The organism is Ferrovibrio terrae, from assembly GCF_007197755.1.
Classification (GTDB): domain Bacteria; phylum Pseudomonadota; class Alphaproteobacteria; order Ferrovibrionales; family Ferrovibrionaceae; genus Ferrovibrio; species Ferrovibrio terrae.
In genome coordinates this window covers 3,342,119-3,366,525 of sequence record NZ_CP041636.1, presented here as the reverse complement: position 1 = coordinate 3,366,525, position 24,407 = coordinate 3,342,119, and the positions used below count along the sequence as shown (strand labels likewise).

The 24,407-nt window shown below is 61.7% G+C and carries 27 protein-coding genes, 2 tRNA genes and 1 riboswitch; of the genes, 15 read left to right on the top strand and 14 right to left on the bottom strand.

The features are described 5' to 3' along the window. Positions 1-146 precede the first annotated feature (146 nt). From motA to FNB15_RS16385, 8 genes are all read left to right on the top strand, one after another. Positions 147-1,007, top strand: coding sequence for a flagellar motor stator protein MotA (gene motA / locus FNB15_RS16420; RefSeq protein WP_144069742.1), 861 nt, complete (start codon positions 147-149; stop codon positions 1,005-1,007). A gap of 20 nt (positions 1,008-1,027) precedes the next feature. Then, complete coding sequence (locus tag FNB15_RS16415) at positions 1,028-2,239, top strand: flagellar motor protein MotB (RefSeq protein WP_144069741.1); 1,212 nt, start codon at positions 1,028-1,030, stop codon at positions 2,237-2,239. A 53-nt stretch (positions 2,240-2,292) separates the two neighbouring features. Further along, on the top strand, positions 2,293-2,736 hold the full coding sequence (locus tag FNB15_RS16410; RefSeq protein ID WP_185973586.1) for an RDD family protein: 444 nt from the start codon (positions 2,293-2,295) through the stop codon (positions 2,734-2,736). A gap of 79 nt (positions 2,737-2,815) precedes the next feature. Then, a complete protein-coding gene (locus tag FNB15_RS16405; protein ID WP_246068708.1) occupies positions 2,816-3,586 on the top strand; it encodes an arginyltransferase in 771 nt (256 codons plus the stop codon). 140 nt (positions 3,587-3,726) lie between these two features. Beyond that, the gene (locus FNB15_RS16400) at positions 3,727-4,854 is read left to right on the top strand and encodes a TRAP transporter substrate-binding protein (protein ID WP_144069738.1); all 1,128 of its coding nucleotides are present in this window, start codon (positions 3,727-3,729) and stop codon (positions 4,852-4,854) included. Between the two features lie 194 nt (positions 4,855-5,048). Beyond that, entirely contained in the window at positions 5,049-6,182 is a 1,134-nt protein-coding gene (locus FNB15_RS16395) for a TRAP transporter substrate-binding protein (protein WP_144069737.1), read from the top strand. Positions 6,183-6,339: 157 nt separating this feature from the next. Next, entirely contained in the window at positions 6,340-6,852 is a 513-nt protein-coding gene (locus FNB15_RS16390; RefSeq protein ID WP_144069736.1) for a hypothetical protein, read from the top strand. Positions 6,853-6,935: 83 nt separating this feature from the next. After that, on the top strand, positions 6,936-8,132 hold the full coding sequence (locus tag FNB15_RS16385) for a hypothetical protein (RefSeq protein WP_144069735.1): 1,197 nt from the start codon (positions 6,936-6,938) through the stop codon (positions 8,130-8,132). Between the two features lie 34 nt (positions 8,133-8,166). On the opposite strand, the gene FNB15_RS16380 is transcribed toward FNB15_RS16385, so the two are convergent. The 5 genes from FNB15_RS16380 to FNB15_RS16360 form a co-directional block, all read right to left on the bottom strand. Continuing rightward, complete coding sequence (locus FNB15_RS16380; RefSeq protein ID WP_185973585.1) at positions 8,167-9,423, bottom strand: pentapeptide repeat-containing protein; 1,257 nt, start codon at positions 9,421-9,423, stop codon at positions 8,167-8,169. Between the two features lie 45 nt (positions 9,424-9,468). Further along, the gene (locus FNB15_RS16375) at positions 9,469-9,795 is read right to left on the bottom strand and encodes a hypothetical protein (RefSeq protein WP_144069733.1); all 327 of its coding nucleotides are present in this window, start codon (positions 9,793-9,795) and stop codon (positions 9,469-9,471) included. Positions 9,796-9,905: 110 nt separating this feature from the next. Continuing rightward, a complete protein-coding gene (locus FNB15_RS16370) occupies positions 9,906-10,661 on the bottom strand; it encodes an SDR family oxidoreductase (RefSeq protein ID WP_144069732.1) in 756 nt (251 codons plus the stop codon). 193 nt (positions 10,662-10,854) lie between these two features. Further along, complete coding sequence (locus tag FNB15_RS16365) at positions 10,855-12,129, bottom strand: TRAP transporter large permease (protein ID WP_144069731.1); 1,275 nt, start codon at positions 12,127-12,129, stop codon at positions 10,855-10,857. 11 nt (positions 12,130-12,140) lie between these two features. Next, positions 12,141-12,689 (bottom strand): TRAP transporter small permease, encoded by a 549-nt coding sequence (locus tag FNB15_RS16360; RefSeq protein ID WP_144069730.1) that lies wholly within the window; start codon positions 12,687-12,689, stop codon positions 12,141-12,143. Positions 12,690-12,757: 68 nt separating this feature from the next. Between FNB15_RS16360 and FNB15_RS16355 the strand changes: the two genes are divergently transcribed. Continuing rightward, positions 12,758-13,864, top strand: a complete 1,107-nt coding sequence (locus FNB15_RS16355) for a mandelate racemase/muconate lactonizing enzyme family protein (RefSeq protein WP_144069729.1) — start codon at positions 12,758-12,760, stop codon at positions 13,862-13,864. 43 nt (positions 13,865-13,907) lie between these two features. Here FNB15_RS16355 and FNB15_RS16350 read toward each other — a convergent pair whose 3' ends face one another. From FNB15_RS16350 to FNB15_RS16320, 7 genes are all read right to left on the bottom strand, one after another. Beyond that, positions 13,908-14,882 carry a sialic acid TRAP transporter substrate-binding protein SiaP gene (locus FNB15_RS16350; protein WP_144069728.1) on the bottom strand — a complete coding sequence of 325 codons (975 nt, stop codon included), beginning with the start codon at positions 14,880-14,882 and terminating at the stop codon, positions 13,908-13,910. 23 nt (positions 14,883-14,905) lie between these two features. Continuing rightward, positions 14,906-15,763, bottom strand: a complete 858-nt coding sequence (locus tag FNB15_RS16345; protein ID WP_221932667.1) for a GntR family transcriptional regulator — start codon at positions 15,761-15,763, stop codon at positions 14,906-14,908. 143 nt (positions 15,764-15,906) lie between these two features. Next, positions 15,907-15,983, bottom strand: a tRNA-Arg gene (locus tag FNB15_RS16340). Positions 15,984-16,054: 71 nt separating this feature from the next. After that, on the bottom strand, positions 16,055-16,351 hold the full coding sequence (locus tag FNB15_RS16335; RefSeq protein WP_185973584.1) for an ETC complex I subunit: 297 nt from the start codon (positions 16,349-16,351) through the stop codon (positions 16,055-16,057). Positions 16,352-16,389: 38 nt separating this feature from the next. After that, positions 16,390-16,466, bottom strand: a tRNA-Pro gene (locus tag FNB15_RS16330). A gap of 115 nt (positions 16,467-16,581) precedes the next feature. Next, positions 16,582-17,034 (bottom strand): DUF192 domain-containing protein, encoded by a 453-nt coding sequence (locus FNB15_RS16325; RefSeq protein WP_144069726.1) that lies wholly within the window; start codon positions 17,032-17,034, stop codon positions 16,582-16,584. Between the two features lie 32 nt (positions 17,035-17,066). Then, positions 17,067-18,188 carry an acetoin utilization protein AcuC gene (locus tag FNB15_RS16320; protein ID WP_144069725.1) on the bottom strand — a complete coding sequence of 374 codons (1,122 nt, stop codon included), beginning with the start codon at positions 18,186-18,188 and terminating at the stop codon, positions 17,067-17,069. A 57-nt stretch (positions 18,189-18,245) separates the two neighbouring features. Beyond that, positions 18,246-18,353: riboswitch (TPP riboswitch) on the top strand. Between FNB15_RS16320 and FNB15_RS16315 the strand changes: the two genes are divergently transcribed. From FNB15_RS16315 to FNB15_RS16300, 4 genes are all read left to right on the top strand, one after another. Further along, positions 18,345-19,085 (top strand): ABC transporter ATP-binding protein, encoded by a 741-nt coding sequence (locus tag FNB15_RS16315; RefSeq protein ID WP_246068707.1) that lies wholly within the window; start codon positions 18,345-18,347, stop codon positions 19,083-19,085. (Overlaps the previous riboswitch by 9 nt.) Then, positions 19,082-19,867, top strand: a complete 786-nt coding sequence (locus FNB15_RS16310; protein ID WP_144069724.1) for an ABC transporter permease — start codon at positions 19,082-19,084, stop codon at positions 19,865-19,867. Before FNB15_RS16315 ends, FNB15_RS16310 begins: the two co-directional genes overlap by 4 nt. A gap of 12 nt (positions 19,868-19,879) precedes the next feature. Beyond that, on the top strand, positions 19,880-20,818 hold the full coding sequence (locus tag FNB15_RS16305) for an ABC transporter substrate-binding protein (protein WP_144069723.1): 939 nt from the start codon (positions 19,880-19,882) through the stop codon (positions 20,816-20,818). A gap of 49 nt (positions 20,819-20,867) precedes the next feature. Further along, positions 20,868-21,395 (top strand): PAS domain-containing protein, encoded by a 528-nt coding sequence (locus FNB15_RS16300; RefSeq protein WP_144069722.1) that lies wholly within the window; start codon positions 20,868-20,870, stop codon positions 21,393-21,395. 54 nt (positions 21,396-21,449) lie between these two features. Here the strand turns inward: FNB15_RS16300 and FNB15_RS21485 are convergent, their stop codons facing one another. Together FNB15_RS21485 and FNB15_RS16290 are read right to left on the bottom strand one after the other, a co-directional pair. Next, positions 21,450-22,160 (bottom strand): cold-shock protein, encoded by a 711-nt coding sequence (locus FNB15_RS21485; protein ID WP_144069721.1) that lies wholly within the window; start codon positions 22,158-22,160, stop codon positions 21,450-21,452. 109 nt (positions 22,161-22,269) lie between these two features. After that, positions 22,270-23,031: a hypothetical protein gene (locus FNB15_RS16290; protein WP_144069720.1), complete on the bottom strand. Its 762-nt coding sequence runs from the start codon at positions 23,029-23,031 to the stop codon at positions 22,270-22,272. A 117-nt stretch (positions 23,032-23,148) separates the two neighbouring features. Between FNB15_RS16290 and FNB15_RS16285 the strand changes: the two genes are divergently transcribed. Then, positions 23,149-23,826, top strand: a complete 678-nt coding sequence (locus FNB15_RS16285) for an SRPBCC family protein (RefSeq protein WP_144069719.1) — start codon at positions 23,149-23,151, stop codon at positions 23,824-23,826. Positions 23,827-23,932: 106 nt separating this feature from the next. Next, positions 23,933-24,403 (top strand): (2Fe-2S)-binding protein, encoded by a 471-nt coding sequence (locus tag FNB15_RS16280; protein ID WP_144069718.1) that lies wholly within the window; start codon positions 23,933-23,935, stop codon positions 24,401-24,403. The last annotated feature ends 4 nt before the right edge of the window (positions 24,404-24,407 follow it).

Here is a 24,407-nt window from a genome sequence, read left to right as displayed (position 1 = left end):
GTGATCAAATCAGCCCTTTACGACGTAAGCCATTACCCCTTTTCAATATTCTATTTACCCCCCGCATAAGATAAGAAGGGTCGGGTTGCACGTCTCAGGCGGATTCGCGTCTGCGAGCCATCGTGGCGTGGGTATGGAGATTTTGAATGCTCATCATTATCGGCTCTATCGTCGGTCTGGGCTGCGTGCTGGGCGGCTATGTCGCCATGGGCGGCAAGCTCATGGTGCTATGGCAGCCGTTCGAGCTGGTCATCATCGGCGGTGCCGGCGTTGGCGCTTTCATTGTCGGTAACCCGAAGCCGGTGCTGAAGGCCGGCCTGAATGGATTCAAGACCGCTTTCAAAGGCCCGAAATACAGCAAGGACGATTATCTCGAACTGCTGTCGATGCTGTACAGCACGTTCAAGCTCGCCAAAAGTAAAGGCATGCTGGCGCTGGAGCAGCACATCGAGAAACCGGAAGAGAGCAAGCTCTTCACCCAGTTTCCCAAATTCATGGCCGACCATCACAATATGGATTTCCTCTGCGACTATCTGCGCCTGATGACCCTGGGCAGCGAAAACCCGCATGAGATGGAATCCCTGATGGATATGGAACTTGAAGTTCACCATCAGGAAGATCACCTCGCCCAGTCCGCGATCAACGCCTTTGGCGAAAGCTTCCCGGCGCTCGGCATCGTCGCCGCAGTGCTCGGCGTTATCAAAACCATGGGCTCGATCAGTGAGCCGCCGGAAGTGCTCGGCAAGCTGATCGGTGGCGCGCTCGTCGGCACCTTCCTTGGCATTCTGATGTCCTATGGCATCGTCTCGCCGATTGCGGCCGCTTGTAAGGCCACGATGGAGCATGACAGCAAATACCTGATGTGCATCAAGGCCGGCTTGCTGGCCCACCTGCAGGGCTATGCGCCGGCCGTCTCGGTCGAGTTCGCCCGCAAGTCCCTGATGTCGAATGTCAGGCCGACCTTCTACGAAGTGGAAGAAGCGACTAGCAAAGTGCAGTCGGTGTGACGACCGCAGGGCTCTGAACCATGGCCGGTATCGAGGGCGATCGCCCGATCATCGTCAAGAAGATCAAGAAGGGCGTGCATTCCGCCCATGGCGGCGCGTGGAAGGTTGCGTATGCCGACTTCGTGACCGCGATGATGGCGTTCTTCCTGCTGCTTTGGCTCCTGAACGTGACCACCGATGAGCAAAAGAAGGGCGTTGCCGATTACTTTTCGCCCGCTTCCGTCAGCCGCAGCCTGTCCGGCGCCGGCGGCGTGATGGGCGGCCGTACCATCTTGGAAGATGGCGGCAAGATTTCCAGCTTCGGCCTGCCGACCGTAGTGATCGGCCCCTCATCGGAAAAAAGCGACCAGCCGGACCAGCCACAATACGACCAGCGCTATCCCGATGCGCGCCAGCCGCCGCCAGCGCCCGGCACGCAGGGCGATCGTTTCCCCGATCCCGCTGACGCCGCACAGCGCGGTGCCGGCCAACAGAACCAGGATGGCACCGGCGGCGGACCCGAGCAGGTCACCGACCTGCAGCAGATCGATGCGCAGGCCGCGCGCGAGCGCGTCGCGCAGGCCGAGGCCGAGAATTTCCACGAACTGGAAAACCAGATTCGCCAGGCGATCCGCGACAACCCGCAGCTCTCCGAACTGTCGAAGCAGATCGTGTTTGACAACACGCCGGAAGGCTTCCGCATCCAACTGGTCGATGAAGAGCAGTCCTCGATGTTTCCGTCGGGCAGTTCGGGCATGACCGACAAGACTCGCCGCCTCATGCAGCAGGTGGCTCAGGCCGTCTCCAAACTGCCGAACAAGCTGGCGATCAGTGGCAACACCGATGCGCAGCCGTTCCGTGGTCAGGGTTCCTATTCAAACTGGGAACTGTCGGCCGATCGCGCCAACGCTGCGCGCCGCGCCATGATCGAGGCTGGCGTGCCAAGCGAGCGCATTCGTCAGGTGACCGGCAATGCCGACCAGGATCCCTTGATCAAGGACAACCCGCTCGATGCGCGTAACCGTCGCATCGCGATCCTGCTGCTGAGCGATGTGCCGAAGGCCGCACCCGGTGGCAATAACACGCCTGGCGGCAATCGTAGTGGTGGCGCAGGCAGCAATAACAGCGGCGGCTTTACGCCGGGTCGGGTCAATCCCGGCGCGTTGCGTAACCCGGCGCCGCCGCCGCCGCCGCCGCCGGGGCTCAACGGACCGGGCAGCAACAGTCAGATCCGCGTCATGCCGAGTCGCTGATCGTGTCAGATCAAAAACCACCTTCTGAACTTGCGTCGACCACGATCCCTGTCGTGGATCCCTTCTCTGATCCCGCACAGTTCGATGGCCTGCTATGGCGACGCTGCCTAGCCTATTTCATCGACCTCTGCATCCTGCTGGGCCTGCTGCTGGTCTACAAGGTCGCTTTGGTCTTCTTCACGGTAATCACTTTCGGCCTCGCCACGCCGTTGCTGGTTCTGCTAGCGGCTGCCATACCCGTCGCCTATCACACCCTCACTATCGGCGGTTCGGGCTCTGCAACCTTAGGCATGCGTCTCTTCGGGTTGCAGGTGCGGGTGTGGGATGGCGGTAAACCGGGTTATATCCAGGCTTTACTGCATACTGCGGTCTTTTACGTTACAACCAGCTTCACCGGCGGACTGATCCTGCTCTGGCCGCTGTTCAGCAATCGCCGGCGCTGCCTGCATGACCAGCTTTGCGGCACGATGGTGGTTCGCCGCCTGGGCCGCATGTGAGAAAAGCGCAGATTACCCCCTCCCCAAGCCGGTCAATTACGCTAATCTCAATCCGACTCTCACGCGGACGGACTGCGACGTGAAACATCGCCTGCAGATACCCTTGCGGCACTTCTTTGCGACGCCGCCTACGCCCTGCCCCTACCTGCAGGGCCGGCTGGAGCGCAAGGTAGTGACACTGTTGGCCGGTGACGATCCCGATGGGCTGCACAATGCGCTCAGCCAGGCGGGCTTCCGCCGCAGCCAGGATTTGGCGTATCGGCCAGCCTGCGAGAACTGCAATGCCTGCGTGCCGGTGCGCGTACCCGCCGCCGACTTCCAGCCCGATCAGGCACAACGCCGAGTGCTGCGGCGGAATAGCGGTGTGATGGCACGCCGCCTGCCGGCCTACGCGACGCGCGAGCATTACCAGGTGTTCCGCCGCTATGTGACCGCGCGCCACGATGGCGGCGGTATGGCCGATATGGAATTCGCCGATTACCGCGCCATGGTTGAAGACAGTCCGGTGCGCAGCGGCCTGACCGAGTTCCGCAACGCCGACGGCCGCCTGTTCGGCGTCTGCCTGATCGACGAGATGAACGACGGCATCTCGCTGGTATACAGCTACTTCGATCCTGACTTCGAAAACCGCAGTCCGGGCAGTTTCATCATCCTCTGGCATATCCAGAACGCCTGCGACCTGGGCGTGCCATATGTCTATCTTGGCTACTGGATCTCGGAGAGCCGGAAGATGGCCTATAAGAGCCGATTCCGGCCGCTCGAAGCCCTCACCCAGGAGGGCTGGAGACTCCTCGACCAGGAAGCCGATCCGATACCTCAAGCGGCCCCCGCCGTTCCCACCTTTGTCTGATCCGGGTTTCTTGCCTGGGGTTCCCTAGAGGGGTATTTTCCCCCGACGTATACGGATTCTCCGTGTACACGTAGTTCCTGTAGCCTCAATTTCCGGACCGGAATACCGGCTGACAGACACGCTAGGGAGAAGGACCAAACATGCTTCGTCGTAAATTCTTGAAAGGCGCGGCCATTGCCGGCGCGGGCAGCATAGGCGCTGCCGCAAGCTTCCCGGCCCCCGCGCTCGCGCAGAGCCTGCCCGAAATCAAGTGGCGTATGCCCACCAGCTTCCCGAAGAGCCTCGACACCATCCACGGCGGTGGCGAGCAGCTGGCCAAGCGCGTCGCTGAGCTGACCGACAACAAGTTCCAGATTCGCGTCTTCGCCGCCGGCGAAATCGTCCCGGGTCTGCAGGTGCTCGATGCCGTTCAGGCTGGCACCGTCGAAGCCGGTTACAGCGTCAGCTACTACTACGTCGGCAAGGACCCGACCTTCGCCTTCGACGCCTGCCTGCCCTTCGGCCTGAACGTGCGCCAGCAGAATTCCTGGATGCGCAATGGCGGCGGCCTCGAACTGATGCGTGAGTTCTTCAAGGACTACAACATCGTGCAGTTCCCGGCTGGCAACACCGGCACGCAGATGGGCGGCTGGTTCCGCAAGGAAATCAAGACCGTTGAAGATCTGAAGGGCCTGAAGTTCCGTATCGCAGGCATCGCCGGCCAGATCCTCACCAAGCTGGGCGTCGTACCGCAGCAGCTCGCTGGCGGCGATATCTATCCGGCGCTTGAAAAGGGCACCATCGACGCCGCCGAGTGGGTGGGTCCGTATGATGACGAGAAGCTCGGCTTCAACAAGGTTGCCAAGTACTACTACTATCCGGGTTGGTGGGAAGGCGGTCCGCAGGTCTCGCTGTACGTCAACAACGCACAGTGGGCGAGCCTGCCGAAGCCATATCAGGCTGCCCTCGAAGCCGCCAGCGCGGAATGCAACAACTGGATGCTCGGCAGGTACGATGCGCAGAACCCGGTTGCGTTGAAGAAGCTCGTCGCGAGCGGCACGCAGCTGCGCCCGTTCCCGCGTGCGGTGATGGAAGCCTGCTTCGATGCAACGAACGAAGTCTACGCCGAAGTCGCTGCTGCCAATCCGAAGTTCAAGAAGGTCTACGACAGCTGGGTGAAGTATCGCGATGACCAGCTGCTGTGGTTCCGTGTTGCTGAAGGCACCTTCGACAACTTCATGTCGGCCGCCAGCCAACGCAAGAGCAAGGCCCCTGCGAAGAAGGGCTGATACAACAGCCTAAAGACTTTCAGTATACGAACTATGGAAAAGCCCCGCCCTGCGGGGCTTTTCTTTATCAGTCATTGTTCTGATGAAACTGATCCCGTAATCTCCCTCCATCGTCTTAAGCAGCGTCAGTCTGCAAGGACGGTGGGTAATCGGGCCGACAGAGTCCGGCCCGTCAAACAGGGAGAAGATAAACAATGCAACGACGCAAGTTCCTAAAAGGCGCGGCCTTGGCCGGCGCCGGCAGTATTGGTGTTGCTTCCAGCTTCCCGATGCCGGCGATCGCGCAGAGCCAGCCGGAAATCCGCTGGCGCCTGGCTTCGAGCTTCCCGAAGAGCCTGGACACCATTTACGGCGCAGCCGAAGTGGTCGCCAATCGCGTGAACTCCGCAACGGGTGGCAAGTTCCAGATCCGCTGTTTTGCCGCGGGAGAAATCGTCCCCGGCCTGCAGGTGTTGGATGCGGTTCAGGCTGGCACCGTAGAATGCGGCCACACCGCCAACTATTATTATGTCGGCAAGGATCCGACCTTCGCTTTCGATACTTCCATTCCGTTCGGCCTGAATGCCCGTCAGCAGAATGCCTGGATGTATCATGGCGGCGGCCGCGCCCTGATGAACGAGTTCTTCAAGGACTACAACTGCCATGCGATCCCGGCCGGCAATACCGGTGCGCAGATGGGCGGCTGGTTCCGCAAGGAAATCAAGACAGTTGAAGATCTCACCGGTCTGAAGTTCCGCGTCGGTGGTTTCGCCGGTCAGGTGCTCAGCAGACTCGGCGTGGTACCGCAGCAGATCGCTGGCGGCGATATCTATCCGTCGCTGGAAAAAGGCACCATCGATGCGGCCGAATGGGTCGGTCCGTATGATGACGAGAAGCTCGGCTTCAACAAGGTCGCCAAATACTACTACTACCCGGGTTGGTGGGAAGGCGGCCCGCAGTTGTCGGTCATGGTCAACATCGAGCAGTGGAACAAGCTGCCGAAGGAGTACCAGAGCGTTCTGGAAGCGGCCTGCGCCGAAGCCAATATCTGGATGGTCTCGAAGTATGACGCGCTTAATCCGGCAGCCCTGAAAAAGCTCATTGCCGGTGGCACTCAGCTTCGCGCCTTCCCGCGGCCGGTGATGGAAGCCTGCCTGAAAGAAGCCAACGAGCTGTATGCCGAAACCGCTGCCAAGAATCCGAAGTTCAAGAAGGTCTATGACAGCTGGGTGAATTTCCGTAACGACCAAGTTGCCTGGTTCCGTGTTGCCGAAAACACCTTCGACAACTTCATGATCGCCGGAACGCAGCAGCGTCGCGCTGCCGCTCCGCCCAAGAAGGGCGGCTGATCCAGCCACTTTCTGAACCCGGAGAAAGGCCCCGCTTGCGGGGCCTTTTTTCTTGCCTGTTGTCGTGATTCTCGGCAAATCCCGCCGAGAACATTTCGCTAACCCGATCCGGGTTATCAAGACTTAAGCCTTGGGCAACCATTTATCGGCCATAATCATGGCGCACCTCGGGGTTGTGTCGCACTATAGCAAGGGGCAAGGCAATTCCGACGGATGCCAGAAAGGGCCGTCACCGCGGGTCATGTGGTCCAGTGTCGTAAAGCGTTCCAACAAGCGGCCGTCGGAGCCCGACCTGGCCCCGACTCCGCGCGACCGCGAGCGGGTCGATGGCATCATCAACCGGATTTCTGAAGAGACACTTCTGGTTTTCGACCTGCTGAAAGACGGCATGGTCAAGGAAGCCTCTTTCAAGACCGTTGAAGAAAGCATCACCCGACATTGCATCCTGTCCACATTCGAGCAGGTGCGCGTCGATGCGTTCCGCGACGCCGCCGGGCTGGCGCGTCAGCAGGCTCGTAAATTCGCCGAGGCTGCGCTGGAAATGCCGGAACCGCAGCAACGCCAATTCGTACTCTCGGTGTCTCAGGCTTTTGAGCGGTTTGCCAAGCAATTACAGACAGTCGAGCAGCGTGCGATTGCTGAGAAGCAGCGCCGCGACAAGCAGGACTGAGTGACAATCGCCTTGCAATAACCGTGTCCGGCGGCAAGGATCGATTCAGACTAAAACATACAAAGCGAGTTGGTGGGGAAGTCATGGTTTTCGGTTCGATGTTCGGTGCGGGCTCCCGCGCCTTTGCCTACGAGATCTATGTGCAGGTCGATGGCCGCTGGCGGCTCGACAAGCGGCTTGAAGGCCAGGCCAGTAACACGCAGAACGCCAATGAACAGCTTGAAAAGAGTGCCATCGCCCAGGCCAATGCCCTACTCAACATGGGTGACTTCCAGGCCGTGAAGGTGCTGCGCTCGCGTGAGCGTTCGGATGGTTTCGGCACACAGTCGGAAATCTTCAACAAGGTCGCCACTGCCCGCCCCAAGACGATGGCGACGCGCCCCTACAAGGGCGTGTTCCCGGTCTGCGACACCATCTTCGACATGGCGAAGCGTCCTTCGGTGAAGGCGTTCGGCACTGTCTTCCGCGAATTCCTTGACAAGCAGAATGCCACCGCGATCGAGCTACTTCATTCACCGCAGCATCAGCGCAAGCTCAACGACATGAGCAGCTTCATGCGGGCCGGTATCTATGCGCTTGCTGGCGCACAGACACAGCCGGGCCTGCCCGGCCAGGCCGAACGCAGCAAGAAACTGGAAGCGCTGTTCGACAAGCTGATGGCGCATACGCGCAATGCCCTGGCCGAGAAAAACCTGCCGGCATTCGAGAACAATGATTATGCCCGGCTGTACGAGCGTCTGTCGCAGCGCATGAAAGATGATGAATTGCGCTTCACGTTCTTCTTCCAGACGACGAAAGTGACCCAGTCGCTGTCGAGCTATGCGGCACGACTGGATCTCGCGCTGAACGACATGATCGAGCGACCGATGCACGGCACTGCAGTGCTGCTGGATGAGATTTCGGCCGCATGCATGGATTCAACCACACTGATCCAGGACCTGCTGGGCTCGCGCCCTGGCCTCTCGGAGGCGCTGATCGCACTGGCCGACCTGTCGGCCGGTAAGCTGGAAATGCCGGCCAAGCCCGATCCGTTGCTGGAAAAGGTCAATCGACTGCTGGGCGAGAACAAGCTGCCGCTCTGCGCCGACACGCTGTGGGAACGCATCCTGTCAAACCTGAGCTCGAAGGCTCTGCTCAGCAAAAACGAGCCGCGCAAGGAATGGCAGATGTCACGCAACCTTAGCCACAAGCTGTCGTCGCTGGCGCCCGAATCCTACAAGGAAGCCATCGACCATGCCGGTCGCATGCGCCTTGAGCGTGCACGCAACATGGAAAGCTGAGCGGAAAGATTGCTGATCCGGTCGATAGACCGGATCACCCCTGCTGCGGAATTTGCGCACCCGTCAGATCGGCGCCCGTCAGATCGGCATTCACCATCTTGGCATCGGTCAGGTTGGCATTCACCAGCCGGGCCCGATTGAGCTTGGCGTCGATCAGGTTGGCGCCCTTCAGCAATGCGTCCGAGAAATCCGCGTCGCTGGCATCGGCAGCCGCCAGACTGGCTGACCAGAAACGGCCGATCGGCTTGCCGTCAGGGCCACGCAGCGGCACCTGCCCGAGCTGGGCACGCGTGAGTATCGCCTTCTGCAGGATGGCGCGGGCGAGATTGACGCCGTTGGCCAGCGCGCCGATCAGGTTGGCACCGGTCAGATCGGCTTCCGAAAGATCGGTCATGACCAGAGTGGAATTCTGCAGCTTGGCACCGGCCAGCTTCGCGCCTTTCAGATTGGCGCCGCTGAGATCCTTATTGGAAAGATCGATGCGCTCCATGTTCAGGCCGGCAAGATCGGCGCGGGTGCCTTCGCGCCCGTCCGTCTTGATCCACTTCTCGTGCTCCTGAAGGATGCTGGCGACGGTATCGCCGAAGCTGGCGACATCGACGAACAGCTCGGCACCGGTGAAGTTGGCGGAGTCCATGTCGACATCTTCCAGGATTGCGCCCTTGAGGTCGGCACCCTGGAAATCGGCGCCGTCGATCAGTGCCAGCGACATGTCGACGCCACGCAGGCAGGCGCCCTTGAAATCTGCGCCAGCGAGGTTGGCCTTGCGCAGAGACACCTTAGTGAGGTTGGCGCGCGAGAGATTGGCGCCAGCCAGATTGACGCCGTTCATGTTCGAACCGGTCAGGTTCGAACCGCGTAGATTGGCCTCCGCCAGGTCAGCGCCCGAGGTATTCGCTTTCGGCTTGTTGCCGCTTGAATCCGGGCCGCCAAAACCAACGCCGTTGTCAGAGGCCTGCATCAGTGCGCCACCGCGGAAATCCACCCCCATCAGGCGGGCGCCAGCCAGGGTGGCGCCGCGCATCGAGGCCCCGCGCAGGTCGGCCTTGGTCAGGTCGGCCTTCGACAGGTCCGCGCGTTCCAGATTGGCGGCAAACAGGTCGGCTTCGGACAGATTGGTCTCGACCAGGACGGCGCGCGACATATTCGCGCCAGACATCTTGGCGGCGCGCAGATCGGCACCGCTGAAATCATAGCCCTGCAAGTCTGCCAGTGAGAGATTCAGACGGGCACCGCGGGGACGCTTGGCCAGCCACTCCCGATGGCGTGCCAGCATCCGTTCTACTTCCATGGGGTTCATACTGCCCCTGCCCCCTATTTCCGTGCCCTCGGCAGCCTATTTCTTCGGCCGCATGAAATCTTCAACGATTTTAATGTTTTTATCCAGTTCTGCAATCTTTCCGGTCAGTTCCGCTATTTTTCCCCGCAAACTCTGCATGCCGCCGGCAGCGCCCTGGGCGGCTTCCTTGGCGTTGCGCATTTCATTCTGGAGTTGCTGGACCGCAGGTCCCTTGGCGTCCCTAAGCTTGGCCTGGGCGGCCATGATCTGCTTGTCGAGTTCAGGGCGCTTTTTCGCCAATGTGGCCAGATCGCCCTCCAGCCGCGCCTTGTCGTCCTGATATTTGCGGATTTGCTCCCGCATCTGGGTAATGGCGTCGCTCACCCCGTTCTCCTTCACTGATTCGCAACGGCCGCCCCCGCCGTGCCGATTACATAAAGGCACGGGCGAAAGCCGCCTAGCTATTCAAAAGGCGTAGTCGTGCCGCCGGCGCGTCAGCCGCGGCCGACGAAGGGCATCTTGGTTGCCATCACTGTCATGAACAGCACATTGGCGTCGAGCGGCAGGCTGGCCATATGGACCACGGCGTTGGCGACATGCTGGACATCCATGCGCGGTTCGACCCGGATCGAGCCATCGGGCTGCGGCACGCCGTTCTTCATGCGCTCGGTCATGTCGGTGGCGGCATTGCCGATGTCGATCTGGCCGACGGCGATATCGTAGGCCCGGCCATCCAGCGAACTGGCTTTGGTCAGGCCGCTGATCGCATGCTTGGTCGAGGTATAGGGCGACGAGAACGGACGCGGCGCATAAGCGGAAATAGAGCCGTTGTTGATGATCCGGCCACCGCGCGGGGTCTGGTCCTTCATGATCTTGAAGGCTTCCTGGGTGCACAGGAACGGGCCGGTCAGGTTGACATCGACCACGGCTTTCCACTGCTCGTATGACAGGTCTTCCAGCGGCATGGCCGGGGTGCCCATGCCGGCATTGTTGAACAGCACATCAAGGCGGCCGAAGGCCTGCTTGGTCTTGGCGAACAGGGCCTTGACCTGAGCGTGATCGCCCACATCGGTCGCCACTGCCACCGCGCGCACGCCATGCGCCTCGGCTTCGCGCGCGGTGGCGTCGAGCGCCTCGAGCCGGCGGCCGGCCAACACTACATTGTACCCTGCCTTGGCCAGCGCAATGGCTGAAGCCTTGCCGATACCCGTGCCTGCGCCTGTAACCAGTGCGACCTTTGTTGATGTCATTGCTGGGGTTCCTCCAAATTTATGTACACCTACAATAACCAACCGCCCGCGACTGAAAAGCGCCGGCGCGTGCGATGGCCTGCAGGAACGCCTAATTGATGGATTTCAGTGCGGCCAGCCGGACAACAGGGGGAAGTCCGGCTGGCTGTTATCCGCCTCGGAACATTAGGGAAACATCCCGTGGTCGCGCAGGTCAACGATACCAGAGTGTTGGCAGATACAGCGTGATCTGCGGGAAGATCGAGATCAGCACCAGCACCGCAAGCAGCGGGAACAGGAATGGCAGCACGGCCATCACCGTGCGATCGAACGACATCTTTGCCACCCTTGAAAGCACGAACAGCACCATGCCGACCGGCGGTGTCAGCAGGCCAATCATCAGGTTCAGCACCATGATGACGCCGAACTGTACCGGGTCTATCCCGACCTTCAGCACGGCCGGCATCAGCACCGGCACCAGAATCGAAATTGCCGCAATCGTCTCCATGAAGCAGCCAACAATCAGCAACAGCACGTTGATGATCAGCAGCAGCAGCAGCGGATCTGATGTGATCGACAGCAGGACTGATGTCACCTGTTCAGTGACGCGCGTCGTGGTCAGCACCCAGCCGAACAGGGAAGCTGCACCTACGATAATCAGTACGCTGGCCGTGGTTTCGATGGTCTCCATCGAGATGCGATAGAATTGCTTCCAGTTCAGCGACTTGTACAGCAGCGTGCCCAGGATCAATGCCCAGGCGCAGGCCGCAATGGCCGCTTCTGTCGGCGTGAAGGCACCCGTCGCCATGCCGCCGATGATGATAGCTGGTGTCAGCAACGCAGGAATGGCGCCGATAAGGGTGCGGCCCAGCACAGCCCAGTAGAAGCGCTGATCGGCGCCGATCTTGTGCTTCCAGGCATACCAGGCGACATAGACCATCATGCAGGCAGCCATCAGCAGGCCGGGCAGGAAACCGGCGGCAAACAGCTGACCGATTGAGACATTCGCCATCACGCCGAAGATCACCATGGGCAGCGAGGGCGGGATGATCGGTCCGATTGTGGAGGATGCTGCGGTGATGCCGACGGCGAAATCATCGGGATAACCGTGATCGCGCATCGCCTTGATCTCGATGGTGCCCAGACCGCCGGCATCCGCTACGGCCGTGCCCGACATGCCGGCGAAGATCACGGATCCCACCACGTTCACGTGGCCCAGACCACCATGCATCCAGCCCACTGCGGCGGTGGCGAAGTCGTAGATCCGGTTGGTGATACCCGCCGTGTTCATCAGGTTGCCGGCCAGGATGAAGAACGGCACCGCAATCAGTGGGAAGGAATCGACGCCACCGGCGATGCGGTGCAGCACCACGAAATCCGGAATCATTGTGGAAAAGTGGGTGTAGACCAGAGAGGAGCCAGCCAGTGCGATGAAGATCGGCAGGCCCGTGAGCAATGCAGCAAAGAAAACGGCAAGAAGAAGAGCCATAATGGATACCCTCAATCAATGATCAGTGTCTGCTTGGCCGGATCCTCGGCCCAGCGACGCCTGGCGTTGGCGATGAACACCTGTACCGCGCGGTAAAACATCAGGAAGCACCCTAGCCCGACGCCGGCATAGACGATGCTCATTGGCCATTCGATCACCGTCATGGTCTGAATGTGCATGCGCTCGGTAATGGCGATCGAAAACCAGCAAAGCAGCGCGACGAATCCTACCGTCAGCACATCGATGACAAAACGCAGTGGTCGCACCAGCTTTTCCGGCATGAAGTGCTGCAACATCTCGACGCTGATATGAGTGCCCCGGCGAAAAGAGATGGTAGCGCCGATGAAGGTGATCCAGATCAACAGATAACGTGCAATCTCCTCGGTCCACGCGACTGAATCGTTCAGCACGTACCGGGTGAAGAACTGCAGAAACACCACTCCGGCCAATGTCCAGAAGATGCCGAAGGACAACCAATCCTCCACATGATGTTCGATCTTGACCTCAGGATCGACCGTGCTGATCAAATGCGGTGTGTCGTCGGTTTTCAGGTCGGTCATTTCCTCATTTCCTTATAGCGAAAGCCTTGGCATTCTGTGGCCAAGTAAAAATCAGGGAGGACGTTTTTATGGCGAGAATTGCACGCGTGGAGGTGGGACAGGTCGACCTGCCGCCGAAAGTGAAACGAACCGACGCTATCCAGTCTTTCGTCACGCAGGAAACGCCGATGGTGCGCATTACCACCACCGACGGACTTGTCGGGACAGGTTACACTTATACAATCGGCACTGGCGGCTCGTCCGTAGTGGCGCTGCTGCGCGACCATCTTGCGCCGCGACTGATCGGCCGCGACCCGGCGCTGATCGAGATGATATGGAAGGATCTGTTCTTCGCCACGCATGCCACTGCGGTTGGCGCAATTACCAGCCTGGCGCTGGCTGCCATTGATACCGCCTTGTGGGATCTGCGCTGCCTGGCAGCCGAACGTCCGCTCTGGCAGGAAGCCGGCGGTGCCCAGCCGGCCGTACCGGTCTACACCACCGAGGGCGGCTGGCTGCATATAGAGCCTGCAGCGCTGGTGGATGATACGCTGAAGGCGCGCGATGCCGGCTTCCGCGGCGCCAAGATCAAGGTCGGCCGCCCCCATGTGGCGGAAGACGTGGCGCGGCTCGGCGCCGTTCGTCAGGCTGTCGGTCCGGCCTTCGAGATCATGACCGACGCCAACCAGGCCTTCACCGCCGCCGAAGCAATCCGTCGGGCACGTCAGTTCGAGGCTTTCGATCTCGCCTGGTTCGAGGAACCGCTGCCGGCCGAGGATCTGGATGGCCATAGGCGGCTCTGCGGCGCGACGACCTTGCCCATCGCGGTGGGAGAGTCGATCTATCATCCCAGTCATTTCCGGGAGTATCTGCAACAGCGCGCCTGCAGCATCGTGCAACCCGACGTGGCGCGCATCGGCGGCATCACGCCATGGCTGAAGGTCGCCCACCTGGCCGAGACCTTCAACACGCCGATCTGCCCGCATTTCCTGATGGAACTTCACGTTTCACTCTGCGCTGCCGTACCGAATGCCGCCTGGGTAGAATGGATTCCGCAACTCGACGATGTCACGCTCAACCGGCTCGAGATCGCCGATGGCAAGGCCGTGGCGCCGATGGCGCCTGGTCTCGGCATCGACTGGAACTGGGACGCCATTGCCAAACGGCAGGCCTTCACGCCAATCGTTATTAGTTGAAGGACGCCGGCGGCCCGATTGCGCGGACCGCCGGCAACCCGACTTACTTCAGCGCCTGCAGCGCGTCGTACTCCGCCTGACTCCAGCCGGCGCCTGCCGAAGCGTCGTTGTGCAACGGCATCGCGGCCTTGCGGAAAGCCTCACGATCCGGTGTCACGACGGTCTTGTTGAGTTTCTTAAACTCATCCGCCAGGCTCAGTTCCGAAGCACGGATCTTGTCGGACGCCCGCATCGCCGCCGCGCGGAGGGTTTCGTCGAAGATTTTCTTTTCAGCGTCGTTCAGCTTCGCCCAGACATGGCTGCCGACAATGCTGAGCAGAGACTCGGTGATATGGCCGGTCAGCATGATGTGGCTCTGCACTTCATAGAACTTCTTGGCCATGATGGTCGGCAGCGGATTCTCCTGCCCGTCCACCGTGCCCTGCTGCAGCGCCAGATACACTTCGGCGAAGGCGATGGGCGTAGCATTGGCGCCAACCGACTTGGTAAACATCAGGAACAGCGGCGCTGGCGGCACACGCAGCTTCATGCCCTTCATGTCTTCGGGCTTGTTGATCGCTTTATTGGCAGTGACGTGTCGCTGGCCGTAATAGGTCAGCGCCGTCACCTTATGCTTGGTCTTCTGCTCGTAACCGGCGGCAATATCGCGGAACAGTTTGGAATCGCGATAGGCCTTCCAGTGATCGAAATCGCGCAGGATGAACGGCGCATTGGTGATGGCGATCGGCTTGTGGATCGAGCCGGCGAAAGCCACGCCGGTATAAATCATATCAACAGTGCCGAGCCCGAGGCCTTCGTTGATCTGGTTTTCGTTGCCGAGCTGCGAGGCCGGAAACACATCGATCTGATACTTGTTGTTGGTAAGCTTGGCGATCTCGCCGGCGGCCCAGACTGCCTCGGTGTGATAGGGTTCAGGCGTTTCGTAAACATGCGCCCATTTCAGCTTGGTCTGCGCCCCTGCCGGACCAGCGACCGCAAACAGTGCTGCCACAGCCAGGCCTGTCATCATCTTTTTCATGTTTCTCTCCCTCGTTTTGGTTGTCACGCACTTCTGGTTTTTCGCCCAGCAACACCGGGCAACACGAACACTCCTGTTTCACCAACAAAATAATCGGGATTGCTGCGACGGATTTCCGGCAGGCTGTACTCCAGCCCGTCCAGATGACCACGCATGGCGGCAATCGCCTTGTTGCCGTCGCGCTTCTCCATGGCGGTCAGCACTGCGGCGTGTTCCTTGGTCACGCGCAGCATGCGACCGCCTTCCGGCAGCGTCAGATGCCGCAGGCGGTCAACCTGAACCTTCACCTGATTGACCAGGCGCCAGATGCCGGGATAGCCGGCTGCTTCGGCAATGGCGGCGTGAAACGCCTCGTCAGCGGCATGGAAGGCATCGCGATCATCGGCCTTCGCCGCTTCACGCTGGCGCTCGATCAGCGCCCAAAGACCGGTGAACTGGCTCTTGGTGGCACGCAGGCTCGCCTCGCGCACCGCCACCTCCTCCAGCGCCTTGCGGATGACGATGGCCTCGGCGAGTTGGGCATAGGGAATACGGCTGACGGTGGTGCCGGATTTCGGCACGATCTCGACCAGTCCCTCGTCCGCCAGTCGCAGCAGCGCCTCGCGAACGGGCGTACGGCTTACACCGAATGCCGAAGCAAGATCGTTCTCGGACAAAGCTGCGCCGGGCGGAATGTCGAGTGCGATGATCTGCGCGCGCAGCTGCTGATACACCTGGGCCGATGCGGTGGCTCCGCCCGGCGAGGTATTGCCGCGCATCCGTCGTGGACGCGCCACCGGCAGCACATCAGCTTCTCGCTGGCGCTGCTTTACACGCGTTGCTGACTGACTGCGCCCCATCGCCGCCAACTGTTTTCCTCCCGCCATGGCATCTATGGCCATGTTCCATATCTTGTATGGTAGTTAGGGCAGAGACTTTGAGGCCGTCAACGAAAATTTGTCGCGTCAAGCTTGTATTTCGCAGTGACGAGTGAACGCGCGGAACACTCCCACGTCGTTACTGCGAAGATGACGAATGTGAGGAATGGCGTGCCCTGGTGGATTCGAACCACCGACCTGCCGCTTAGAAGGCGGCTGCTCTATCCAACTGAGCTAAGGGCACGCAGGAGACTCTGGCGGCAAACAAAAACGGCCGGCGAGGCCGGCCGCTGCGGGCACCTCGCCGGAGACTGCTTAGCGGATTCTGGTATACGCGAAGTTATCGGCATAGGCGCGGCGGTTCAGCTTGCGAACCTGCGGCTCCTCGATGTCGTAGGCGATGCCCTTCTTGTTGGCATAGGCGATCGCTTCTTCCTTGCTGTCGAATTTCAGCGTCAGTTGGCCCAGCGTGCCGGCAGCCCCGGTCCAGCCCATGAGCGGCTCGACGAAACGGCTGGCAGCGGTATCGTATTCCAGCACCCATTGCTGGGTCCGCGCCCTGCCCGACTGCATGGCGGTCTTGGTCGGCTGATAGATACGGGCCTTGGTCATCGTCCTGATCCTGGGTCTGCTGGTCGTCAGGGCCATTATGGTCGGGGTGACTGGATTCGAACCAGCGACTTCTTGCTCCCAAAGCAAGCGCTCTACCAGACTGAGCTACACCCCGCCCGTAAATAGCGGAAAGTGGCCGCCTTTTAGCATGAAGCCATCGTCCCCGACCAGCCCCTGCCCAGCCTTAAACTGGCCCGGACGGGGCCCGGAAACCGGCTTTCTCGCCAGAATCACTTCCGGGGCGTGTTTCCGAAAATGGCGTGTTCGACCTTGTCGCCGGCCTTGATGCCCAGCCGGGCGGTCGTGCCACCATTCACCTCCAGCACCGCCCGTACCGGCCCGACCGAGTTGATACCGGTCTCGTCCCGGGGGATAGCGCGCTGGTGGATGTTCAGGATGGTGCCGTCGGCCTTGATGAACAGCATATCCAGCGGCAGCAGCGTGTTGCGCATCCAGAAGGACGCCATCTGCTCCTGCCTGAAGTCGAACAGCATGCCGGCATCCGGCGCCATGCTGGTGCGGAACATCATGCCGCGCGCCCGCGACTGGTCGTTATCCGCCAGTTCGACACGGAAACGTTGTGGCCCCTTCGCGGTCTGGATCACCAGGTCGCTCTGCGGCAGGGTCGGCTGCGGCTGCGCCGCGATCGGCGGGGCAACGGTAAGTGTGGCCAACAGAATCATGCCGCATAGAACGGTCCATACCCGACTGAGTTTCACGCCCTCATCCTCTCTTTCACACGCCGTACCAGTCCCTGCACCTCGTCGCGCACCGGTCCATGGCGCGGGATATCGGCAAGCGTGACGAACCAGTGGTTTGGCGGGTGGCGGCCCGCACTGCGGTTCCAGCTCAGGCCCCGCAACAGGGTTTCAGCAACAGGTGGCAACCGGTCGGGCTTTTCCAGCCCGTTCAGCTCCGCCCAGATGCCGGTCCAGCACCGCGCCACCGACCACGGATTATAGCCGCCGCCGCCCAGCACCAACAGGCGCGGCGCCAGCGGTTTCAGGGCTGCGACCGCATGCCACAAGGCACCGTTCGACAGCGTCTGCTTGCCCAGCGGATCGTCAGCCAGCGCATCTGCACCGCACTGGATCACCAGTGCGTCTGGCCGGAAGCCCTCGACCAGCGGTCCGATGGCCTCTTCGACCAGCGCCATCATCTCGTCATCGACCATGCCGGGCGTGATCGGCAGGTTGAAAAGATTACCAACACCCTCTTCATCGAGCTGCCCTGAATGCGGCCAGCGGCCAGCTTCGTGCACCGAGACAACCAGCACGCGCGGATCGGCAGCGAAGGCATCGGCCACGCCGTCGCCGTGATGGACATCAAGATCGATATAGGCGACTCGCGACAGGCCGGCATCCAGCATGGCCAGGATCGCCAGCACCGGATCGTTGAAATAACAGAAGCCCGAGGCCTGCGCCGGGCGGCCGTGATGCGTGCCGCCGCCGGGGCTGTAGACAATGCCGCCGCCGTTCTGCAGCAGATGCTGCGCCGCGATCAGGCTACCGCCGACGCCGGTGGCCGGGCGGCGGAACATTGTGGCGTAAACCGGATTACCGCCGCGACCGAGATTGTAGCGCTCGGAATCCTCGCGGCTCACGGTCAGGGTCCGCTCAGCCGCCTGCACGGCAGCGACATAGTCTTCGCGATGGAAACGCGCGAGTTGCTCGGGCGTTGCCTGGCGGCTTTCGCGATACTGGCCGTCTTCCAGCCAGCCCAGCGCGTGCACCATGTCCATCACGGTCGAAACCCGCGGGATCGACAGCGGGTGTTTTCCGCCCAGGCTGGAATGCCGATAGATCTCGTTGCCGATAAACAGTGCTGGCTGGTGCATAGGCAGAATCTAGTGGGCCTGCGGGGCTTAACAAGCTGTCCAGCTCGCCTATAATGGCCCCAGCTGAGGGGGAGCCGATTGGCGGCTGAGAGGTCCGGGTGAGCCGGACGACCCCTCGAACCTGATCCGGTTGATACCGGCGTAGGGATCAGCGGTTTGTCAGCAGACTCCATCTCCCTTCCTCCGTCCGCATCTGCGCCGGCCTTCCGGCTGGAAGGCAGCGGTTTCGCTTATGGCAACCGCGCTGTGCTCGCACCCTTCTCGCTCGACCTTGCTGCCGGCGAAACGGTGGCGATCCTGGGCGCCAGCGGCTGCGGCAAGAGCACACTGCTCCGCCTGATCGCCGGCCTGCTGCCTGGCCAATCCTCCCCTTTCGCTGGCCAGGCTGCCTGGATGGCGCAACAGGACCTGCTGCTGCCCTGGCTCAGCCTGCAGGACAACATCCTGCTCGGCGCACGCCTGCGCGGAGAAGTACCCGACATTGCGCTGGCACAGACCCTGCTGACGCGGCTTGGCCTGGCCGACCGCGCCACTGCCCTGCCGGCCTCTCTCTCTGGCGGAATGCGCCAGCGCGCAGCCCTGGCGCGCACGCTGATGGAAGACCGGCCATTGGTGCTGATGGACGAGCCCTTCTCGGCACTGGATGCGATCACACGCGCGGCGATGCAGGAGCTGGCCAGCGAGATGCTGGCGCATCGCACCGTGCTGCTGGTGACGCATGATCCGGCCGAAGCCTGCCGTCTTGCCAACCGTATCTTCATCCTGAGCGGCCAGCCGGCCAGCCTGCAGCAGGCTGCCGTGTTATCGCCGGCCGCGCCGCGTGATCCCTTGTCGGCATCCGTGCTGCCCGTGCTACGCGGCGTGCAGGCCGCGCTGCAGAAAGCTGTGGCCGTATGAACAGTCTGATCCGCACCGCCATCACCCTCATTGGCCTGCTGCTGCTCTGGCAGGGCATCGTCTGGGTGTTTGAACTGCCGCCCTACATCCTGCCCGCGCCGGATCGCGTGGCCGTCGCCCTCGTCGACAATGCCGCACTGCTGCTCGGCGAAGCAGCGGTGACGGTGGCCGAAATGCTGCTCGGCCTGTTGTTCGGCAGCCTGCTGGGAGCCATTGCCGCGATCAGCCTGCTGTTGTCGCCAGTCGCCCGGCGCTGGTTACTGCCACTGCTGATCGCCAGCCAGGCCGTGCCGGTGTTTGCGCTGGCACCGCTGCTGGTGCTGTGGCTCGGCTTCGGCATGGCCTCGAAAGTGATGATGGCGGTGCTGGTGATCTTCTTCCCTGTCGCTGTCGCGCTTTACGATGGCCTGCGCCGCACTGAATCCGGCTGGCTCGATCTGGCGCGCGTGATGACAGCCGATGCGCCGCGGCATCGCCTGCGCATCCTGCTGCATATCCGCGTCATGGCCGCGCTGCCGGCCTTTGCCAGCGGGCTTAAGATTGCCGCCGCCGTCGCGCCGATCGGTGCGGTGATCGGCGAATGGGTCGGCGCCAGCGCAGGCCTGGGTTTCCGCATGCTGCAGGCCAATGCGCGCGTACAGACCGACCTGATGTTCGCCGCCCTGATCCTGCTCGCCGCCTGCGCCGTCGGGTTATACGCCGGCGTCGACATCGCGACCCGCCGACTGCTGCGCTGGCAGGCCGACAGCCATGCCCCCTTATCGACCGACCGCGTATCCTGAAGGAGTCCATCCATGAAACGCATGATCGCCATTGCCGGCTTTGTCACCGCCCTGCTGCCTGGCATCGCCTCGGCACATGACAAGCTGACCGTGCTGCTCGACTGGTTTGTCAATCCCGATCATGCGCCGCTGATTGTCGCCAAGCACACCGGCATCTTCGACCGCAACGAGCTACTGGTGGATCTGGTCGCGCCCGCCGATCCGAACGATCCGCCCAAGCTGGTTGCCGCCGGCAAGGCCGAGGTGGCGATCTCGTATCAGCCGCAACTGCATGTGCAGGTGGCGCAGGGTCTGCCGCTGCGCCGCATCGGCACGCTGGTCGCCACACCGCTGAATTCGCTGGTCGTGCTGCGCGATGGTCCGGTCAAGTCGATTGCCGACCTGAAGGGCAAGAAGATCGGCTATTCCGTCGGCGGCTTCGAGGATGCCCTGCTCAAGTCCATGCTGGAGCAATATGGCCTGAAGCTTACCGACGTGACGCTGATCAACGTCAACTTTTCACTCTCGCCCTCGATTTTCTCCGGCCAGGTCGATGCCACCATCGGTGCCTTCCGCAATTTTGAGCTGAACCAGATGGACATCGCGGGCAAGCCAGGCCGCGCCTTCTATCCAGAGGACTACGGCGTGCCGCTGTATGACGAACTGGTACTGGTCGCCCATAAGGACAAACTGAACGACGATCGCCTCAAGCGACTACTGGACGCCATCGAAGAAGCGGTCGCCTACATGCATAACGAACCGCAGAAAAGCTGGCAGGCGTTCATCAAGGAAAGCAAAAGCCTGGACGACGAACTGAACCGCCGCGCCTGGGGTGCCACTCTGCCGCGCTTCGCGCAGTCACCTCGGGCGCTGGACAATCACCGCTACAGCCGCTTCGCCGATTACCTCGTTAAACAGGGCCTGATCCCCAACGCCCTGCCGGTCGCGGATTATGCAGCTGAATTGCGCTGACGGCGCAACAGGATTAGGCTGATCCCCGTGGCGTCAGGGGGAGGCAGAAATGCAGCGACCGGATTACGCCAAGCTGGATGCGCAATTTGCGCGTATGCGGGACTATCTGGCTGGGGTTGCCCCGCCGGGCAAATTGCCCGGTCGGCAGCATATCGATCCGCTGGCCATACGCGCCCTGCTCTCTTTCACCAACCTCGTCGATGTCGAGCGTACGGACGGAAAAATCCGCTTCCGCTTCCGCCTGATCGGCACGCTGCAGAGCACGGCTGCCGGCCGCGAGATCAGCGGCCAGTATCTTGAGGATGCCGTTCTGCCGGAATATTTCGGCCGTATCCACGGTAACATGATGGCCGTGCTTGAAAGGCGTGAAGCCGTCTACGACCGGTTCGGCATGCCGCATCCCGGCCGCGATTTCATCGATACCGAGCGCGTCTATTTTCCGCTGGCCCGGGACGGCGAAAATGTCGACATGCTGCTCATCCTCAACGCCTACCCCGACGAGGAAAAGACTGCGGCACCGGCCGTTGAAGGCAAGGCGTCGCGCCCAGCAGTTCGCCATCCGGCACCGCCAAAATGAAAACGCCGGCGGTTTGATCCGCCGGCGTTTTTGCAAAAATCTGGTGTGGGTCGATTACTCGTTGCGGATTTCGGCCACCTGCGGGCCCTTCGGGCCCTGACCGATGCGCACGCGAACCGACTGGCCCGGCTGCAGCTCATTGATGCCTTCGCGACGCAGCACTTCCATGTGGACGAAAATGTCCTGCTCGCCGTCACCGCGTGACACAAAGCCATAGCCCTTTACGGCATTGAACCACTTGACCTTGGCTTCAAAGAAATCGCCCTGGGCGACAACCGAGGGGAAGCGAGCTGCGCCGTGATCGCCACCGAAGCCGCCACGATCACCGCCGCGGTCGCCATAACCACCGCGATCGCCGAAGCCACCACGATCGCCGCCGCGGTCACCATAACCGCCACGGTCGCCAAAGCCGCCGCGATCACCGAAACCACCGCGGTCACCGAACCGCGATTGACGCGGGGGACGCGGGCCGCGATCACCGAAACCGCCGCCAGGGCCGCCACTCGAGGGCTGCGCAGTGCTGGTATCGACCGACAGAACGCGGACGGCCTGCATGCCTTTGGGCCGCTTGGCCACTTCGAGCATCAGGGTCGAGCCTTCTTCGATGCTTTCGTAACCAGCCTGTCGCAAGCAGGAGAGATGAAGAAAGATGTCTCCGGAGTTGTCGTCAGGACTGACGAAACCAAAGCCTTTGACTGCGTTGAACCACTTGACCTTGCCGGAAATCTTGACGATCTCGGCGTCGCCGAAGCCCCCTTGATCCACTCTTTTAGCCCTTCAATTGCCCCACTAAACGTCTAACCGTAACACCTTTTACGGGCGGTGCCAAAGCGATTCTAACAAGGGCTGCGGAGGGTTACGAAGGGCTGTCAGTTCAAATCGTGGGGCCTTCGACGCGCCGCTTCGGGCGCCATCGGGTGACCGAGCGGCCGTCCGCGGTGAACCGGACTTCCTGACTGTCAGGCGGTGCTGCCCGGAGGTGGCCAGCGGCTTCCTGAACCGATGCGGTCTTGGCCTGCGACTGCTGCCCGGGCCGGGCCGGCTGCGCAGTGCGCACTGCCCGGGTGAGCGGATGAGCCGCGTCGATGGCATGCTCGGCGATCTTCTGCCGCACCGCTTCTTCGAACGGCGGCAGCACGGCCGGCGGCGCCGGCGGCCGGCGGCGCGCGCCGGTGGCGGATGCCGGATGGACAGGTGCATGGCCGAGACTTGTGGGCTTGGGCGCGGAAGCGCGGTGCAGGTCGACGGCGATCTCGCTGCCCGGGCCATTCTCCTGCGCCTTGCGCCAAGCTGGGTCGCCAATCACGAGTTTGTGCAGCGCAATCGCCGGCAGGGCACCGAAGCGCTTCCAGAAACCTTCCAGGAAGGCGGCCGCAGTCTCGCTCAAAGCGGGGGACCAGGGGTTTTCAATGCCGGCCTGGAATACCAGATCCAGTGTCGGCTCGATGGGACCGTCGTCGCCGACCAGGAAGGTCGCCGGCATCAGCTTGGCGCCGTCGCGGGCAATCGCATAATGCGCCTGCGCCAGATAGAGCAGCCAGCGCAGTTTCGGCAGCGACATGGCAATACGCTCTGTCGCCGCCTGTTCGAGCAGCCAGAAACTTACATCGATGCCGGATCGTGTCGCGGGGACCATAGCACCCCTACCCTTGCACTGGACCTGAACCTAGTTCTGTCGAACCTAGGCGGCTAATCTTAACAGCCCGTGAATCGTTTCTCAGCCACTTAATGTTGTGATTTTTGGAGGTTTGTCATGGAACTGACCGGCGAACAGCTTATTCCCGCCTCTCGTCAGGCGGTCTGGGATGCCATCAACGACCCCGAGATCCTTCGCCAGTGCATTACCGGCTGCGAGAGCGTCACCAAGACCTCGGACACTGACTTTGAAGCCGCTGTACTGGTCAAGGTCGGGCCGGTCAAAGCCCGCTTCAAGGGCAAGGTGACACTTGGCGACCTCGATCCGCCCAGCAGCTGTACCATCTCAGGCGAGGCCCAGGGCGGCGTCGCCGCCGGTTTCGGCAAGGGCAGCGCCAAGGTGCAGCTCGTCGACGCCCAGATCGACGGCACGCCGGGTCCCGCCACCCGTCTCTCCTATTCAGTCAATGCCCAGGTTGGCGGCAAGCTGGCCCAGATCGGCGCGCGTCTGATCGATGGCGTCGCCGCCAAGATGGCCGAAGACTTCTTCACCAAGTTCAACCAGATCGTCGGCGGGCCGGCCGCCGGCGCGGACATTGCGTCTACCGTAGCGGAAGCCGCCAAAGACATCGCCATGGCGGAACCGATCTCGGCTTCGGCAGCAGCCGACGCGCTGCAACGCCCTGCTGCAACGCAACCATCGACGCCAGTAACTGGTGGGATACCAAGCTGGCTCTGGATCACCGGCCTGATCGCGATCGTATGCGCAGCTACGGTTTTGATCCTGCGCAGCTGATATCCACCGTTTTGCAACTTGACGCCCCTCGCGCATTGCGCCCAAAGTTATCGGGTGCGGCGCGCGAATGCCCCAACACTTCTCCGCGCCCCATGGGAGGATCAGCATGACCATTTCCGTGACGATAACCGTCAACGGTCAGCCGGAAACGCGTGACGTCGAACCCCGCACCCTGCTGGTGCAGTTCCTGCGTGAGCATCTCCAGCTGACCGGCACGCATGTCGGCTGCGACACCAGCCAGTGCGGTGCCTGCGTCGTCCATGTCGACGGCAAAAGCGTGAAAGCCTGCACCATCCTCGCCGCGCAAGCGCAGGGTGCGAAGGTGACCACGATCGAAGGCCTGGCCCAGGACGGCAAGCTGCACCCAATGCAGGAAGCCTTCCGCGAGCATCACGCCCTGCAATGCGGCTTCTGCACGCCGGGCATGATCATGAGTGCCGTCGACCTCGCGCAGCGCAATCCGAACCCCAACGAGGAAACCGTTCGTCACGAGCTGGAGGGCAACCTCTGCCGCTGCACGGGCTATCACAACATCGTCAAGGCCGTGATGGCCGGGGCACAGGCAATGCGGGGGTAAGCGT